The sequence below is a fragment of the Paucisalibacillus globulus DSM 18846 genome (assembly GCF_000482485.1).
GTDB lineage: Bacteria > Bacillota > Bacilli > Bacillales > Amphibacillaceae > Ornithinibacillus > Ornithinibacillus globulus.
On sequence record NZ_AXVK01000001.1, the window covers coordinates 374,485 to 391,301 of the forward strand.

The window sequence follows — 16,817 nt, forward strand, 5'->3', positions numbered from 1 at the left end:
GACGAATTATCGTATAAAATTATAATAAACTTTGTTATTTTGAAAAAATCAAAAAAATAGCTATTCGATTAGAGTAGTTTTTTAGTAATAAGAAAGCCTTGAAACTTTCCGTACATAGAAAAATTAACTTAGATACATATTTGGGGGATCAATAATGAGAAAGAAATTTCAGGTTAAAAAATTAAAGCTACGTAATATTAGAATCGGTTGGAAATACGGTCTTACATTCGCCATTGTAATAATATTAATTGTAGGTTCAGCGGCATTAGTATCGAGCTCCATCCTTGGTATAGGCAAAGATATAGAAGAATTGGAATTCAAAAGCGATATAGCGATGAATATTTCAGAAATGGGATCATTAACTCGTAATATGAGTATTTATATTGTTTCTTACTATCAAGTGCAAGATTCTAGTTTAGTAGAGACTTTCAAAGAAAACCAGGTTCACTATAATAGTTTGGCAAGTAAAGTTAAAGTTAATTTGAAGTCGGAAGAGCAAGAAGAAATTTTTCAAAAAATAACCTCCAATAATCAGGAACTGTATAGAATGTTTACAAATTACATCGTATCCGCCATTGAAAACGGCAATACTGATGTAGCGGAGTCATTTCTAGTCCAAACAAATGAGATTAGAGAAGAATCTATAGAATTATTGGATCAACTTGTTGTTTCCGTGAATGCAGAACGAGAAGAGGCAGTGGATAGTGCAATTGAAAGTCAAGAAAAAACATTTATTATTCAGGTCATATTTTTAAGTACTTCAATTGTGATAGGAGTAATATTAATTGTATTAATTAGCCGAATGGTTTCTCGTAATCTTAAAAAAGTTGTTCAGGTAAGCAATCAAATTGCAGAAGGGAATTTGACAGTAGCTGATATTGACTATGTTGGCAGAGATGAGATTGGACAACTAGCTTCTTCCATGAGTAAGATGAGTACTTATTTAAAGAATATGATTCAACAAGTATCTACCGTATCCGATACTGTAACTGCACAGAGTGAAGAACTGATGCAGTCTGCAGGGGAGGTTAGAGCTAGTTCGGAACAAGTAGCATCAACCATGCAGGAATTGGCTTCTGGATCGGAAAGGCAAGCAGATGCGGCAAGTGGTTTAACCCATACTATGTACAGTTTTTCTACTAGTGTTCAAGAGGCGAATGAGAATGGGGAAAAAATACAACAATCTTCTGAGTCCGTCTTAGGCCTAACAAACCAAGGAAATGAATTAATGCAAGCTTCTGGTGATCAAATGAATCAAATTGATCTGATTGTTAAGGATGCCGTGGAAAAAGTTCGTGGTTTAGATGAAAGCTCAAAAGCAATTAGTCAACTTGTATCAGTGATACGTGATATTGCTGACCAAACTAACTTACTTGCATTAAATGCTGCTATTGAAGCTGCACGTGCTGGTGAGCATGGAAAAGGTTTCGCAGTAGTTGCTGATGAGGTAAGAAGATTATCAGAACAGGTAGCTATGTCCATCACAGACATTACAGAAATAGTAAAGAAAATTCAACATGATACTAGTGCTGTTACTGATTCACTAGAAATGGGCTATAAAGAAGTACAAGAAGGTACAAAACAAATTAACCATACAAAAGAAACATTTGGTGACATCAATCAGGCGATAAGTGAGATGGTGACTAGTATAAGCCTGGTAAAACAGAATCTTATAGGGATTGCTGGGACTACACAAGAAATGAATGCATCAATAGAAGAAATTTCAGCTATTTCAGAGGAGTCAGCAGCTGGTATTGAGCAAACCTCAGCTTCCACCCAACAAACAAGTAGTTCGATGGAGGAAATGTCAAGAAGCTCAGAGGACTTAGCGAAGTTAGCAGAAAAGCTAAATGGGCTAGTACGTCAATTTAAATTATAAAATAAAGAAAAAAGGTAAACCATTGTGTTTATCTTTTTTCAATTTGACAAAAAAGCATGGACTCAATTATAGTAGACTTAAATCAATCGGAAAGGGTGTATATTTAAGCAGATGTTAAACTAATCCTGTTTTTAAACGTGAAATGAATAATTGTTGATAACAAATAAGGGAATATAGCCCTTTATTTAGTCTGCAATTTATTCTAAACACGCGGAATAGGATTAGAATCTGCACAAGTAGACACAAAAATGTTTTTGAGCATTTGTTTATTTGGCATGGTTTAGCCTCCTATTCTTCGTGAATAGGGGCTTTTTTTATTTGGTAGATAGGAAAGTATACAAACTTTCCTTCCAGATCAAGAAAAACAAATGGGGTGAGAACATGTTATTAGAGGCTCAAGAGATAAAGTATGAAGTTAAAGGCAAAGAATTATTAAATGTTAAACAATTGCAAATCCAAAAGGGAGACTTTATAGGTGTTGTTGGAAAAAATGGTAGTGGTAAAACTTCTTTAGTAAATATTCTAACGAGTAATGAGAAAAATTTCACCGGAACGATTCATTCTGAAGGGAAATTGGAGCTATTACCTCAATTAAAGAATACAAATACAACAAAAAGTGGCGGAGAAGTAACACAATCTTATATTAATGGGGCAATCGCTAGAAAGGCTGACATTCTCTTTGCAGATGAACCGACCACGAATTTAGACAAAGAGCATATTGAAAATCTGGAAAGTCATTTAAAACGTTGGAATGGGGCAGTTGTAATTGTTTCTCATGACCGTGCTTTTTTAGATTCTATATGTAATAAAATTTGGGAAGTGAAGGATGGAAACGTAACAACTTATAACGGGAACTACACTTCCTATCGACAGCAAAAAGAATTGGAAACCCAGAAGCAAGAGGAGGACTACAATAACTATATTATAAAGAAACGACAGTTAGAGCATGCACTAGACTTAAAAAAGAAAAAAGCTGCAAGAGCTACCAAAAATCCTAAAAATAAAAATGACTCGGATGCAAATTTAAAAGGGGGAAAGCCTTATTTTGCTAAAAAGCAAAAAAAGCTTGAAACTGCTGCAAATGCTATTAAAACACGGTTAGAAAAATTGGATAAAGTAGAGAAGGTAAAAGAGGCTCCGGCATTAAATATGGATGTAATAAATGAAGAATTACTAGGGAATAAAGTAATTATCCGTGTGGAGGAATTAGAAGGGAAAATCGGAAAACGAGTACTCTGGGAAAAAACACGGTTTTACATTCATGCTGGAGATAAGATTGGAATTATTGGAAATAATGGGGTCGGAAAAACTACTTTTATAAGAAAATTGATTTCAGATGAAAAAGGAATAGAGGTGTCACCTGCGGTAAAGATAGGCTACTTCAGTCAGAATCTTGATATTCTAGATCAGGAGAAAACTATTTTAGAAAATGTTACAGCAACATCTTCCCAAGAACTATCATTAGTTCGAACTATGTTAGCCAGACTTCACTTTTTCCAGGATGATGTATATAAAAAAGTCAATGTTATAAGCGGAGGGGAAAGAGTAAAGATTGCCTTTGCTAAGATTTTCCTAAGTGATATTAATACACTTATATTGGATGAACCAACTAATTACTTGGATGTTGATGCGGTTGAGGCATTGGAGTCCTTAATTAAAGAATATAAAGGGACCGTCATTTTTGTATCTCATGATAGGAGATTTATCGAAAAAATTGCATCAAAAATCATAACAATAGAGAATCAGAAAATGAAGTTCTTTGAAGGGGATTATCAATCATATCTTAGTTATCAGCCAACCGTTTTGGATGAAACAGAACAAGACTTAATGGTGATTGAAACAAAACTTTCTGAAGTCTTAAGTAGATTAAGCATAAATCCAGATCCAGAATTAGAAAAAGATTTTCAAAAATTATTGGAGCTGAAGAAAAAATATAGGAGGGAAGAAGGGGTGTAGAAATTTCTACGCCCTTCTTTTAATAAGGAAGGTATTAAGACTCTTTGCAGTCCTATGAAAAACTGACAGCAAAAGAGTGGGGCTAAAATGAAAAGTATGGAGGGGAACCATTGTTGTATCTTTATTAATAAATTGAAAACACCAAGGGGAACCGTTTAGGTAATGTTGTAGAAGATACTAGTAAAACCTTAAATGTGAATATTTTCCTTGTCTCTAATAAAATAGAGTATGACATTCAGAAGATGAAAATCGAGGATGTGTAAAGGCAGTATCCATGTCTTTGCTCATGTCTCATTTTGAGGAAGACAAGGAAAATTACACATTTAACAATTTAGAGGTTTACTTTTTTGGCCATGGGTATGGTTCTTCGTTGTTTGCTAAATCATATCCTTGGTGAGAAAATAAGCTACTTGCTGGAATACTTGATAAAATAATAGCAAAAGAAACAAGTGTTAATACAAAAAATTTCTTCATCGTTGTCACCTCCTTTCAAGTATAAGTGGAGATACTACCTAATTTTTTATAATAAGTTGCTGCCAGCTTATATTTTCTATCATTAAAGTAATACTGTGCAATTAACTTGAGATACCTTGATTCCTCATAATGTAGTTGTCTTTCATTAAAAAACGGAATAATATGATCTATAATTAATGATTCAAAGGAAGTATTTAAGCCGTTTATTAAGTATTGATAAACTTTAAATTCATACACGTGAATAGACTCAGAAGGATTTAGCATTTTAGACATATCCATTCCTAATTCCATCCACATTTTTGCGTTATCCTTGTCACCAATTTGATAATATTCCTTCATTAGACTAGAAATTGGTGTCAGCTTTCTATGTAGCGCACTGTTTTTCCTCAATTCATAACTCTTTAGATATTGCCTGATTGCCTCCTCAGAATCACCAATAGAAGATAATAATTTCCCTAAATTTTGATGACATAAAATTAATATTTCATTATTACTAATATCTTTTGCAATTTTAATTGCGTAGTTATAACTTTCTTTTGCTTTTTCGATATCATTAATTCTTCGATATGAAATCCCAAGAAGTATATGACAATTAGCAGACTTAACTAAGTCATAATTAGATTGGTAATATTCTAAGGATCTTAAGGAATATAGTAATGAAAGATGAGTTTGTCTAATTTTACTTGCAGAACAAGCAATCCTATAAAATAGATCTGCAATTTCCTCGGATTTATGAAAAATATCAGATTTCAAACAGTTTTCGGCCTCTTGATAGCATTCTAAAGCCTTACGATATGCTAGTTGGGAATAATGATAGTGTCCAGTAAACTTAAAAAAGTAATATTTTTCAGTTTCTGTAAATCTTTTGGAGCTTTTTTGTAGTGAAACCACATGAATTTCGGCTTCTTCTAAGTCTTTTATTAGAATGTAATAACCTAACTTATGAATCTCAATTAGTGAAAGCAATTGTTTATCTAGTAAGTTTGAGATATTACTTTTAATTTTATTGTAAAGTAAAATCGATTCATCAACTTCATAACGTAACAGATGCCGGAACCACTGAATAATTGATTTATGGGTAATTTCTTCCTCGGAATCCTTAATATTAAACTTTAGTTTTTCTCCTAATAGTTCAATAACTTCATTTGGTGGTTCTGCTGTACCATTTTCTATTTTTGATAAATAGGATACAGAAATAATTCCATTGGCAAGATCTGATTGTGTCATATTTGCTCGTAAACGATTAATCTTTATTGCTTGTCCTAAATCGATTCCCATATTTTTCTCACCTCTATGGGTTTTATTATACGTAAAAGCAATCTAGAATACTATAGTATTGTGACAATATTCAACAAAATGCAAAAATGGGTAAAAAATTAACTATTTATTCTAGGATATAGGAAAATTTTCCTGGAAAAGTTATTTTTGAACAGAAAATAATTAAATAATTGCTGAGTGATTAATACGACTAGATTAAAATACATAAAAATGGAGTGGGTTTTATGGAAGAAAGATGGGAGAAATTTCATGAGTTTATGAAGAATGAAGTAAGACTCCAGGGGGCACTTGCAGGAATAAGCATACGGTCAAGAGATACAGGGAAATTATATTATGACCATATGGGGGATATTAGACTTCATCCAGCATCTAACATGAAGATATTTACTTGTGCAGTAGGGTTAGCAGAATTAGGGGAAAATTATACCTTTTCAACCGAACTATGGATGGATGGGAATATAGAGGATAATAGACTAGTAGGGAATCTCTATATAAAAGGTAAAGGAGATCCTACTTTATTACAACAAGATTTTGAACAATTGGTTCAAGTAATGAAGGAAAAAGAAATTCATGAAATACAAGGAAATATAATTGGTGATGATACATGGTATGATGATGTTCGCTTGTCACAGGATTTAAATTGGAATGATGAACATTATTATTATGGTGCACAGGTTTCCGCATTAACTGTTTCTCCAAATGAGGATTATGATACTGGTACAGTCATGTTAACTATTTGCCCAGGAAGTAATGCAGGGGATAAACCAGAGATAATATTGACCCCTTGGAATAGATACATAAAAATAATTAATAAAGTAGTGACAGTTGAACCTGAACATGTAGAAGAAGAGGCTGAATTAACGGTTACAAGACAACATGGAAATAATAATGTTATCATCGAGGGAACTATTCCAATTTATGCAGCAAGTATAAAAGAATGGATTGCAGTTTGGGAGCCAACGAATTATGCCTTAGAGTTATTTCTAAACGCTTTAAAGAAAAATGGCGTTGGATTCACTGGAGAGGTTTCTCGAGGGGTTAAACCTAAGCAAGCAAATTTACTTTATGTTCGTAATTCAATTACATTAGCTGATTTATGTATTCCTTTTATGAAGTTAAGTAACAATGGTCATGGTGAAATAATTGTTAAAGAATTAGGGAAAGTTGTTAAAGGAGAAGGAAGTTGGGATAAAGGTTTAGTAGTGATGGAGAAGACACTGGAGGAATTAGGTGTTGATACTAGACAACTAGTTATTCGTGATGGCTCTGGTATATCTCACGTAACATTAATTCCACCAAATGAAATATCTAAATTTCTCTTCCGTATACAAAAGGAGCCATGGTTTAAAATCTTTTACCGTGCACTTCCTATTGCTGGAGAAGAGGATCGCATGAAAGGTGGTACATTGAATGAGAGAATGGATGGACTCAAAGTAAATGCAAAAACAGGTACAATTATGGGAGTTAGTACATTATCTGGTTATTTAACAACGAAGGAAGGGGAGGAATTGATTTTCTCTATTATGTTGAATAACCTTCTCGACGAGGAAGACGGGCCAGACATAATTGATAGATTAGTCGACTATATTGCAACTGAAAAAGCAAAACAATTGTAACTTGATTGTTTTGCTTTTACCTTTACTTAAACAAACTTAATGCTTCATTATATTTCTCAAACCAGTACTTCCAACTATCCATTCTATTTTCAACTTCTTTTTTATCAAGGATCATGGCTATTACATCCAAGCATACATGCCAACCAGCCAAATCTTTTGGAGTATGTTCAGTAAGTTTAGTAACCTTTTCAATTAAAAGTAGATTACAACGGTTGCCCTGATCAATTAATTCGAAGCGGACGAGATCGTCTCCCCATGTGAATTCTAAAACATTATATTCTTGGTAATCGGTAATATCCATTTTTTCATAAGTACCGTCTCCCATATCAAAGTTCAAATATCCTCCTCCTTGATTATGTTCAATAATACGAAGCTCATTAAACCATAATGATAATTTGTCATTATTAGTAAGCATTTCCCAAACAACTTTTTGAGGTTGCTCCAACTGGCGGTTGTATGTAACAATATAGCCATTTGATTGCTTTTCTATTTTTGCTAGCATTTTTCTCACCTACCTATTTTGTAAAGTATAACCTTTAAAAAAGTATTTTGCCATTCGCGTAATGCCAGTCATAAATGAGAAATGGGTTAAATTTGTTTTAATAATGTAGTATAATAGATTCACTCGCTTTCCTCTCCTCTATTTTTTTTACCTATTAAGTGATTCCTCTCTGTTAATTTTTCAATAATGAAAGTAGGTGCTAGTTTGAAGTTAATTATTGCAGAGAAGCCGTCTGTTGCTAAAAATATTGCCGATGCACTTGGCATTAAAGGAAAAAAGGACGGTTATTTTGAAGGTGACCAGTATGTTATTACCTGGGCTTTTGGGCATCTATTACAGCTGTTTGATGCAAAAGACTATGATTCAAAAATGGCAAGATGGAAAATGGATAATTTTCCTTTTATTCCAGAGAAATTTGAGTACAAGGTTAAAAGTAATCCGAAAAATAGACAATGGGCCGACCAAGGAGCTAAGAAGCAACTAACCATCATACATAGTTTGATGAAAAGAGCAGACGTAGATGGGATTATTTCTGCTTGTGACTATGATCGGGAAGGCCAGTTGATTGGGGATAGCATTATTTACAGGGCTAAACCTAATAAACCTGTTTTTCGGTTGTTGTTAAATGAATGGACAAGAGATGAAGTTTTAAGAGGGCTTTATTCTTTAAAGCCAAATGAAGAGTTACGTCCATTGCAAGATGCTGGTGTTAGTAGACAGTGGGTCGATTGGGTAATTGGTATTAATTTGACCTCTGTGGCAACATTAAAATACCAAAAAGGGAAAGGAAAAGCACTGAACATTGGTCGTGTACTTCTTCCAACTTTAAAGATTATTTATGACCGTGACAAAGAAATAGAGAATTTTGTACCTGAAGATTATTTTAAACTTACAGCAACCTTTGTAACCAATAATAACGACATGTATGAAGGTACATATATTGAGGGAAAAGAAGAAAAGTTTAAGAGTAAAGAAATGTTAGCTAACATGGAAGAACTTATTCAACAAAAAGAAGCAATAATAATGGAAAAGAAAGTCGAAAAGAAAAAGGAATTTCCACCGTTTTTATTTAATCTATCCAACTTGCAAGGTTTTATCACTAGTAAGTTTAAAGGATGGACATCCGATAAAGTATTGAAAGTTGCGCAAGTATTATATGAAAAAAAGTTCATCACCTATCCAAGAACTTCGAGTACAGCATTAGAAGAAAGTTTGGTTGGTAAAACAGCTAAAGTATTAAAAACGGTTAGTGAGGGCTTGCCTTATCAAGATGAAATTAAATTCATGAAAACGAAACGAGTATTTAACAATGCAAAAGTGGAAAGCCATAGTGCAATCATCCCAACCTACATGAAACCTACTCGTTTAACTCCTGATGAACAAATTGTCTATACAGCAATCAAAAATCGCTTTATTGCACAATTTATGCCTATTGCAGAGTATGAGGAAACGAAAATCAAGACTAAAATCTTACAAGTTGAATTGCAGGGGATATTTGAATCAAGGGGAAAAGTACAACTAGTTGAAGGCTGGAAAAAGGTAGAGAAGATTTCTTCGAAGGACAAGTTACTCCCGATTGTACAACAAGGTGAGACTGTCACGGTGGGGAAAACAGAAGTATCAACACATGTTACCCAACCACCAAAACCACATACAGAAAAAACATTACTAAGGGTGATGGAAACCTGCGGAAAAAGTATGAAGGAAGACGACAATGAAGAATTAATGGGAAATATATTAACTGGGTTCAGTATCGGAACGCCTGCAACAAGGGCAGAAACGATAAAGAAACTGAAAGATGTAGGGTATATTACTGCAAGTGGTAAAAATCTTATTAGTACAGAATTAGGTAAAAGATTAGTCGAAACTTTTCCTGTGAAATCACTCTTTGACCTTGAATTTACTGGACGTCTTGAAAAAACACTCTCTGATATACAGAAGGGTTTAGTTAAGAAAAATATGTTTCTTCATACCATTTTTAATTTCACAACGGAATCTGTTGAAATAATAAAGAAAGATAAAGAAATTACCATCCATGAGGTGACAGGTACTACTTCAAAATTATCTAATGAGGTACTTGGGACTTGCCCAAATTGTGGTGGGAATATTATCGAGGGTAGAAAAGGATTTGGATGTAGCAACTGGAAAAAAGGATGTAAGTTTGTTGTTTGGAAGAATGACAAGTATTTATCGGCGTTAAAGAAGAAACCGACAAAGACTATGGTAAAGAGTCTATTGAAGAATAAAAAAGCTTATGTAAAGGGTCTAACAAGTAAACAAGGAAAGAAGTTTAATGCATATTTAAGCTACGACAAAAATCCTAAGAATGATTATTATTCTTGGAATATGGAGTTTGAAAAATAGAAGCAGCTGGGATTATTTAATAATCCCAGCTGCTTCTATTATTACAGTTTATAGATTTTATTATTTTTCATTGGATAATTTTAAAACATCAAATAGCTTAAATAGTAGACTTAGTAGAATACCTACAACCGTTGCTAATCCCATACCCGAAAGTCCAACTTCGCCAATTTGGATGGTTGCTCCACTAATTCCAATAACTAAAATGACACAAGTTAGAATTAAGTTTTGGGATTTACTATAGTCAACCTTAGCTTCTACAAGCATTCTAATCCCGCTAGCTGCGATGATACCGAATAGCAATAAGGAAATTCCGCCAAGTACTGCTGGTGGAACAGAGGTGATAATAGCTGCTAGCTTACCTACAAATGATAGTAAGATAGAGATAACTGCTGCGCCACCAATAATCCATGTGGAATATACTCTTGTGATAGCTAGTACACCAATGTTTTCTCCATAGGTTGTATTAGGTGTAGAACCTATGAAACTAGAAAGTATAGTTGAAATACCATTCCCCATTAGTGAACGGTCAAGTCCAGGGTCTTTAGCTAAATCTTTTTTTACAATATTAGAGGTTACAAATAAATGCCCAATATGTTCAGGAATTAATACTAGGGCTGCTGGGATGATGATAAGAATTGCCGACCAATCGAATTGCATGGTGTAGAAAGTTGGTACTTGGATCCAAGCTGCTTCTTTTACCTGTTCAAAATCTACTAATCCGAAGTAATATGCAATAATATAACCCGCTACAAAACCTATTAATATAGGGATAATTTTAAAGAATCCACGAAAAGTTACCCAACCGATAACAGTAATTCCTAATGTAAGAAGTGCCACAATCACTGTTGTTGGATCCATAGTCCATGAAGTGTCTGCTGCATTTTGTGCAATTAAACCTGCATTACCAGCAGCAACTGGTACTAATTCTAATCCAATTACAGCAACAATTGCTCCCATTGCCGCAGGTGGAAATAATACGTCAATCCATCCAGTACCTGCAACCTTTACCAGAAGACCTACAAGGGTAAGAATGATACCCACCGCAAGGAAACCACCTAATGCATATTCATATCCGTATTGACTAATTACTAATCCAACCGGTGCAATAAAAGCAAAACTAGATCCTAAATAAGCTGGGATTTTTCCTTTCGTAATAAAGATGTATAACAATGTTCCAATACCGTTCATTAATAGAATAGTAGCTGGGTTTACCCCGAAAATAATAGGTACAAGTACAGTAGAACCAAACATTGCAAATAAGTGCTGGAAGCTTAATGGTAAACTTTGAAAAAGTGGTAAGCGTTGATCTACTTGAATCTCATCATATTTTGCCATATTGTTTTTCTCTCCCTTTAAAAAATTGTTCATCAGTTACCAGGTAAGAGATAAATAAAAAAGCACCTTGCCCGATAAAAGGACAAGGTGCTATTAAGCATAAGAATACAGAAATGGTCACACCATCACTATGATTCTACAAGACAGTCTCGCTGTCTTATACACCTTGCCAGTCTCACAGGACTGAATTAAAGGTAACCGTATGAACTTAACTACATATTAACCATAAATGATTATTGTGTCAATCTATTTTTTAGGATGTATATTAAAACGAACCTTAGAAAAAATATACTCATGAGATACATAACATTTGTTTTTACAATGATAGGTATATTACTTTTGCCAACGTTAGTAAGTGCTGACAAAATGGTTACTGTGAAACTCAGGAACTATATCGGAAACACAAATGAACTAGACATTAAAATTGAAGGAGACTACTTTAGTTTAGATCCAACTTTACAATTACAAGAAGGAGTGAACTATACATTATCACTAAAGAAAGGAGAGTTATATCTAAAACAAGAGAAAGGGAAGAAACAAAAAATAAACGGAGGATTAATCTTAGTTCCACAAGAGTATGACACGAATCATGTAGTTTTTATTAATGACAGACCTTATTTAGGTGCGATGGAATTCATTGTTGACGAGGCGAATTCAATTCGACCTATTAACCAATTACCATTAGAAGACTATTTAAAAGGTGTTGTTCCATTTGAAGTTTTTTCATCATGGGGACTTGAAACATTAAAAGCGCAAACCTTAGCAGCGAGAACGTATGCGGTTTCTAAAATGGATCAACTAATGGATGATACGGTTAGTTATCAGGTTTATGGTGGGTATGAGTGGGATGTTAATACAACGAAAGCGGTGGAAGAAACAAAGGGTGAGGTTATCACACATAATAACAAATTAGTTGAAACTTTTTACTCGGCAAGTAATGGTGGCATTACGGAAAATAATGCTAATGTGTGGGGAGGACAACCTTTGAATTATTTCCCTATTAAGGACGATCCGTTTGATCCAACACATCCGTGGGAGTATTCACTTCATGAGACTCAAATCGAGTACGAGGATATCGACTTTAATAATCCCAATTGGTGGGAAAATAGTAAGGAAAAGGAAACGGATATTACAAATACAATTAAAAGCTGGTTAAATCGAAATGGCTATCCGGGTGAGATTAAGATTTTAACGATACCTAAATTCCAATTAAAAGGAGATCAACTAGCTTCTGGACGGAGTGTGAGTGGATCGATAAGTGTTACATTTATGAGAAGAATACTAGAAGGTTTAATCTTATTTGAACAAGTTCAGTTGGATGATGTAAATCTTAATCGAATTCGTCCAATGATTGGTGGGACAATTTTTAAAAGTTATCTCATTGATTCCCTTGAGTTAGAAAATGAAGTATACACGATGAAGGGGAGGGGATACGGACATGGTGTAGGGATGAGTCAATGGGGTGCTCACTTCATGGGTGAACAAGGAAAAGATTATAAAGAAATAATTTCATTTTATTATCCTGGTACGACAATAATGAATATATCCGCAGGAACATTACAACAGCTAAAATAGGAATTTAAAAAAATAGAGGTACTTAACACCTCTATTTTTTCTTTTGTTTGTTTCAATTTGCGTTTTATGATCATGCCGGACAAATGCACAAAGGTAATTATATAAAGTATGAGGATAACCAGAATGTTCATCAATTTCTCACCATTAAGGGTGAAGGGTGCAACGAATTCAGCCACATCTTTACCAACTAATATATCTCCCATTGTTTTTTCTCAAATTATATTGAAAGAATAATTTGGTTATTTGTTTTTAACGTATAGATTGATGTCATATACATCTTTCATTTCCTTTTTTATCATTTCCACTTTGTCTTGCAGGTTCATGTTTTTAGAATCATTAAGGTAGTCAATGACCTCTTTTCTAACATTATTTAGTTTGTCTTTTTCCTTTTTTAGTTTTTTTTGATAAAAATTATAGTAGACAAATGAAAGTGATATAAGTCCAATAATAAATAAATTAAATGGATTCATCACAATACTAGCAAAAGTGGCAAATGGATCAGAAACGTAACTTATTTCCGTTACATAAAGAATAGTGAAAAATACAAGTAATAATAATAAAGCAGCCATCAGAGCGTTATTTCGTAATCTCTCATATCGTTTCTTCTTCTTACTTTTCTTAATAACTTCATTTAGTTGGTTTATTGTTTCAGAAGAAAGATTCTTCACGGTTTTTAATGGCATGTTAATCCCCCCTATAATCATATTTATGCTAGTCCAACGGCATTTAATCATCCTATTAAAAAGTTATTAGTATCGGATATATTCAGGGATTATGCATAATACTATAGTGTTTAATTTAACGTGTAATATCGAAATTATAGTGAAAAGGGTGAATGATTCTTGAATACGAAGCCTAGAATTGTTGTATTAGGTGCAGGCTATGCAGGCATGATGACAACAAAAAAACTAATGAAAGCTCTTTCTCCAGAAGAAGCAGAAATAGTATTGGTCAATAAGCATAATTATCATTATCAAACGACATGGCTCCATGAAGTTGCTGCCGGAACAATCAACCAAAATCAAGCTCGTATTATGATTAGAGATGTAATAAATCCAAATCGTGTCCGTATAATCTATGATACTGTTGTTAAAGTTGATAAAGAAGAAAGTCAAGTTATCTTAGAACATAGCGAACTTTCTTATGATTACTTAGTTATTTCTTTAGGGTATGAAACAAACACATTTGGCATAAAAGGTATGGATGAACACGCATTTTTTATTGAAGATTTTGATTCTTGTAGATTGATACGTGAACATATTGAATACCAATTTGCTAAATTTAATAATGATCTGGAAGCCGATGAATCTAGTCTATCCATATTAGTTGGTGGCGGTGGATTTACTGGTATTGAGTTTGTAGGGGAACTTGTAGAAAAAGTTCCAGAGCTATGTAAAAAATATGATATTGATAGAGGAAAGGCTAAAATTATCAATGTAGAAGCAGCTCCGAGTATATTGCCAACCTTTGACAATGATTTAGTATCCTACGGAAGAAAATCGTTACAAGAACGTGGTGCGCATATTCTAGAAGGTGTAAGAATAAACGAATGTACAAATGAAGGATTTATTGTGGGAGATGACAATGAGTTAATTAAGGCTGGTACCATTGTTTGGACTGGGGGAGTTACCGGTAATTCGATTTTAGGTAAATCGGGATTCGAACTGACAAAAGGAAAGGTAACGGTCAATGGAGACTTACGAGCACCAGGTCATGATAATATATTTGTTCTTGGGGATTGTGCTTGGGTAATGAATAAATATGAAAATCGTCCTTATCCTCCAACTGCTCAAGCAGCTATGCAACATGCGACTACCTGTGTGACCAATATTCAAGCTCTAATCCACAATCTACCTCTAGAGGAATTCACTTTTAGTGATAAGGGGACTGTGGCAAGTCTCGGAGTTACTGATGGAATGGGTACTATTCTAATTGGTAAAAAGTTATATGGTAAGTCGGCTGCAGCTATGAAAAAGGTTGTTGATGATCGCTATTTATTCTTACTCGGGGGCCCATTACTACTAATGAAAAAAGGCAAGATTCGTCCGTTTTAGACGTTACTTTTAATAATGAGGTGGTTTTATGAAAAATATATGCAAGTGGTTTTTAATCGGACTAGCAGCCATTGTTGGTTATATAGTTACCTGTCGGTCGTTAGAAGACAAGCGAGATTTTAGATAATGAATCCCACCTTGCTAATGATAGTAAGGTGGGTTTTGTAAGGTTCTTCTAAAAACTATATGTAGGAGGTGCTTGAATAGTAATGAAGAGGATTCTGATATTTTTACTTATCTTTATATTTATAGCAAATAGTACATTAGCTGTAGAAAACCAATTAATATTATCTGACGATGGAATTAATGAAACTATTATTCGTAGTGACTTTACATATCAGTATGTTGACAAAATGTTTATTGATCGTGAAAAATTAACTTTATTACTTGAGAGACTAGAAGAACAAGTGTACCAAGAACCTGTTAATGCCACTTTAGATGATTCATGGACCATTGTTCCTGAAAAAGTGGGGCAAACATTAGACCGGCAAAATTTTATTCGTTTTTTTTATGAGTTTTTTTATAGTGATGTTTCGTTTGAAATGAAGTTACCTAAAAAGAATGTATATCCAAAAGTTGATACGGAGTTATTATCAGAAATAAGTTCAAAAGAAATAGGAAACTATCTTACCTACTACCGGGCAAGTAATAAGGAGAGATCTCATAATATTGCATTAGCAGCAGAAGCAATTAATAACTATGTTATTTTTCCGGGAGAAACGTTTTCTTTTAATGGTGTAGTTGGACAACGTACTGCGGAAAAAGGATATAAAAAGGCTCCAGTTATTGTTAAAGGTGAATTATCAGAAGATATTGGTGGTGGTATTTGTCAGGTATCATCAACTCTATTTAATGCTGTTTCTTTAAAAGGAATCGAAATTCTTGAAAGATATTCTCATAGCCGCTCTGTACCATATGTTCCACCAGGAAAAGATGCTACAGTAAGTTGGTGGGGACCAGACTTTGTTTTCAAGAATGAATATAGTCATCCCATTTTAATTCGTGCAAAAGCTAAAGATGGAAAAATGGCTGTACGAGTCTTTACTTCAGAATATGCAATCATTAATCAGAAAAAGGACCGTTCCTCCTAATTCAATTGGAGGAACGGTCCTTATTTTATTATGCTTGTTTATGTGCTTCAAGTTCAATATTAATTTTTACTTCTTCACCAACAAGTACCCCACCTGTTTCAAGTGCAGCGTTCCATACAAGACCGAAGTCTTTACGATTTAGTTTTGTTGAACCACTAAATCCTGCTACTTCATTACCCCAAGGATCTTTAGCAACACCTTCTACTGTCATATCAAAAGTAACAGGCTTTGTAACCCCGCGTAGAGTAAAAGCACCAGTTACAGTATACTCGTCGTCGGATTTCTTCTTAATATCTGTAGCAATAAAAGTCATCTTTGGATGATTTGCAATATCAAAGAAATCATTTGAACGTAAGTGATTGTCACGATCTTCATTACGTGTATTAATACTATTTACATCTACAGAGAATTCGATTTTCGCATCAGTTAAATCATTAGGGTCTGCTTCAATTTTTGCATCGAAATCTGAGAAGGATCCTCTAACTTTAGAAATCATCATATGTTTTACAGTAAAATCCAGCGCGCTATGGCTCTTGTCTATATTCCAAACTGATTTTGTCATAATAAAATTCCTCCCAATGGTTATTAATTGAATTTAACTTACTTTACGTAACTTAGTATATAACTATAACAGATGCAAGTCAAGTATCTTTAATTGATTTATTTTTAATTAATTATATTTTGGTAAAAATT

Annotated in this window: 13 protein-coding genes; 7 read left to right on the top strand and 6 right to left on the bottom strand. The window is 33.8% G+C overall.

The annotated features are described in order from the left end of the window. Positions 1 to 154 precede the first annotated feature (154 nt). Together K332_RS0101995 and abc-f are read left to right on the top strand one after the other, a co-directional pair. Positions 155 to 1,879, top strand: coding sequence for a methyl-accepting chemotaxis protein (locus K332_RS0101995; RefSeq protein ID WP_026905920.1), 1,725 nt, complete (start codon positions 155 to 157; stop codon positions 1,877 to 1,879). Positions 1,880 to 2,260: 381 nt separating this feature from the next. After that, positions 2,261 to 3,835, top strand: coding sequence for a ribosomal protection-like ABC-F family protein (gene abc-f, locus K332_RS0102000; protein ID WP_026905921.1), 1,575 nt, complete (start codon positions 2,261 to 2,263; stop codon positions 3,833 to 3,835). A 339-nt stretch (positions 3,836 to 4,174) separates the two neighbouring features. Here abc-f and K332_RS24660 read toward each other — a convergent pair whose 3' ends face one another. After that, positions 4,175 to 4,309: a hypothetical protein gene (locus K332_RS24660; protein WP_281170884.1), complete on the bottom strand. Its 135-nt coding sequence runs from the start codon at positions 4,307 to 4,309 to the stop codon at positions 4,175 to 4,177. Between the two features lie 15 nt (positions 4,310 to 4,324). Beyond that, complete coding sequence (locus K332_RS0102010) at positions 4,325 to 5,587, bottom strand: helix-turn-helix domain-containing protein (protein ID WP_051359317.1); 1,263 nt, start codon at positions 5,585 to 5,587, stop codon at positions 4,325 to 4,327. 224 nt (positions 5,588 to 5,811) lie between these two features. Between K332_RS0102010 and dacB the strand changes: the two genes are divergently transcribed. Beyond that, positions 5,812 to 7,203 carry a D-alanyl-D-alanine carboxypeptidase/D-alanyl-D-alanine endopeptidase gene (gene dacB / locus K332_RS0102015; protein WP_051359318.1) on the top strand — a complete coding sequence of 464 codons (1,392 nt, stop codon included), beginning with the start codon at positions 5,812 to 5,814 and terminating at the stop codon, positions 7,201 to 7,203. 22 nt (positions 7,204 to 7,225) lie between these two features. Here the strand turns inward: dacB and K332_RS0102020 are convergent, their stop codons facing one another. Next, positions 7,226 to 7,705, bottom strand: a complete 480-nt coding sequence (locus tag K332_RS0102020; protein ID WP_026905924.1) for an SRPBCC family protein — start codon at positions 7,703 to 7,705, stop codon at positions 7,226 to 7,228. A 204-nt stretch (positions 7,706 to 7,909) separates the two neighbouring features. Between K332_RS0102020 and K332_RS0102025 the strand changes: the two genes are divergently transcribed. Continuing rightward, positions 7,910 to 10,069: a type IA DNA topoisomerase gene (locus tag K332_RS0102025; RefSeq protein ID WP_026905925.1), complete on the top strand. Its 2,160-nt coding sequence runs from the start codon at positions 7,910 to 7,912 to the stop codon at positions 10,067 to 10,069. 60 nt (positions 10,070 to 10,129) lie between these two features. Here K332_RS0102025 and uraA read toward each other — a convergent pair whose 3' ends face one another. Beyond that, on the bottom strand, positions 10,130 to 11,404 hold the full coding sequence (uraA, locus tag K332_RS0102030; RefSeq protein ID WP_026905926.1) for a uracil permease: 1,275 nt from the start codon (positions 11,402 to 11,404) through the stop codon (positions 10,130 to 10,132). A 339-nt stretch (positions 11,405 to 11,743) separates the two neighbouring features. Here uraA and K332_RS0102035 point away from each other — a divergent pair, with 339 nt between their 5' ends. Further along, positions 11,744 to 12,979, top strand: coding sequence for a SpoIID/LytB domain-containing protein (locus tag K332_RS0102035; protein WP_245604619.1), 1,236 nt, complete (start codon positions 11,744 to 11,746; stop codon positions 12,977 to 12,979). A gap of 239 nt (positions 12,980 to 13,218) precedes the next feature. Here the strand turns inward: K332_RS0102035 and K332_RS0102040 are convergent, their stop codons facing one another. Further along, the gene (locus K332_RS0102040; protein WP_026905928.1) at positions 13,219 to 13,662 is read right to left on the bottom strand and encodes a DUF2663 family protein; all 444 of its coding nucleotides are present in this window, start codon (positions 13,660 to 13,662) and stop codon (positions 13,219 to 13,221) included. A 159-nt stretch (positions 13,663 to 13,821) separates the two neighbouring features. Between K332_RS0102040 and K332_RS0102045 the strand changes: the two genes are divergently transcribed. Further along, positions 13,822 to 15,033 carry an NAD(P)/FAD-dependent oxidoreductase gene (locus tag K332_RS0102045; protein ID WP_026905929.1) on the top strand — a complete coding sequence of 404 codons (1,212 nt, stop codon included), beginning with the start codon at positions 13,822 to 13,824 and terminating at the stop codon, positions 15,031 to 15,033. 218 nt (positions 15,034 to 15,251) lie between these two features. Continuing rightward, positions 15,252 to 16,124 (top strand): VanW family protein, encoded by an 873-nt coding sequence (locus K332_RS21830; RefSeq protein ID WP_051359333.1) that lies wholly within the window; start codon positions 15,252 to 15,254, stop codon positions 16,122 to 16,124. Positions 16,125 to 16,152: 28 nt separating this feature from the next. Here K332_RS21830 and K332_RS0102055 read toward each other — a convergent pair whose 3' ends face one another. Further along, positions 16,153 to 16,686, bottom strand: coding sequence for a YceI family protein (locus K332_RS0102055; RefSeq protein ID WP_026905930.1), 534 nt, complete (start codon positions 16,684 to 16,686; stop codon positions 16,153 to 16,155). Between the last annotated feature and the right edge of the window lie 131 nt (positions 16,687 to 16,817).

Excerpts from the sequence above, each read along its gene's own strand:
- K332_RS0102020 (WP_026905924.1), bottom strand. The coding sequence starts at position 7,705 with ATGCTAGCAAAAATAGAAAAGCAATCAAATGGCTATATTGTTACATAC.
- K332_RS24660 (WP_281170884.1), bottom strand. The coding sequence starts at position 4,309 with ATGAAGAAATTTTTTGTATTAACACTTGTTTCTTTTGCTATTATTTTA.
- K332_RS0101995 (WP_026905920.1), top strand. The coding sequence starts at position 155 with ATGAGAAAGAAATTTCAGGTTAAAAAATTAAAGCTACGTAATATTAGA.
- abc-f (WP_026905921.1), top strand. The coding sequence starts at position 2,261 with ATGTTATTAGAGGCTCAAGAGATAAAGTATGAAGTTAAAGGCAAAGAA.
- K332_RS0102040 (WP_026905928.1), bottom strand. The coding sequence starts at position 13,662 with ATGCCATTAAAAACCGTGAAGAATCTTTCTTCTGAAACAATAAACCAA.
- K332_RS0102010 (WP_051359317.1), bottom strand. The coding sequence starts at position 5,587 with ATGGGAATCGATTTAGGACAAGCAATAAAGATTAATCGTTTACGAGCA.
- uraA (WP_026905926.1), bottom strand. The coding sequence starts at position 11,404 with ATGGCAAAATATGATGAGATTCAAGTAGATCAACGCTTACCACTTTTT.
- dacB (WP_051359318.1), top strand. The coding sequence starts at position 5,812 with ATGGAAGAAAGATGGGAGAAATTTCATGAGTTTATGAAGAATGAAGTA.
- K332_RS0102055 (WP_026905930.1), bottom strand. The coding sequence starts at position 16,686 with ATGACAAAATCAGTTTGGAATATAGACAAGAGCCATAGCGCGCTGGAT.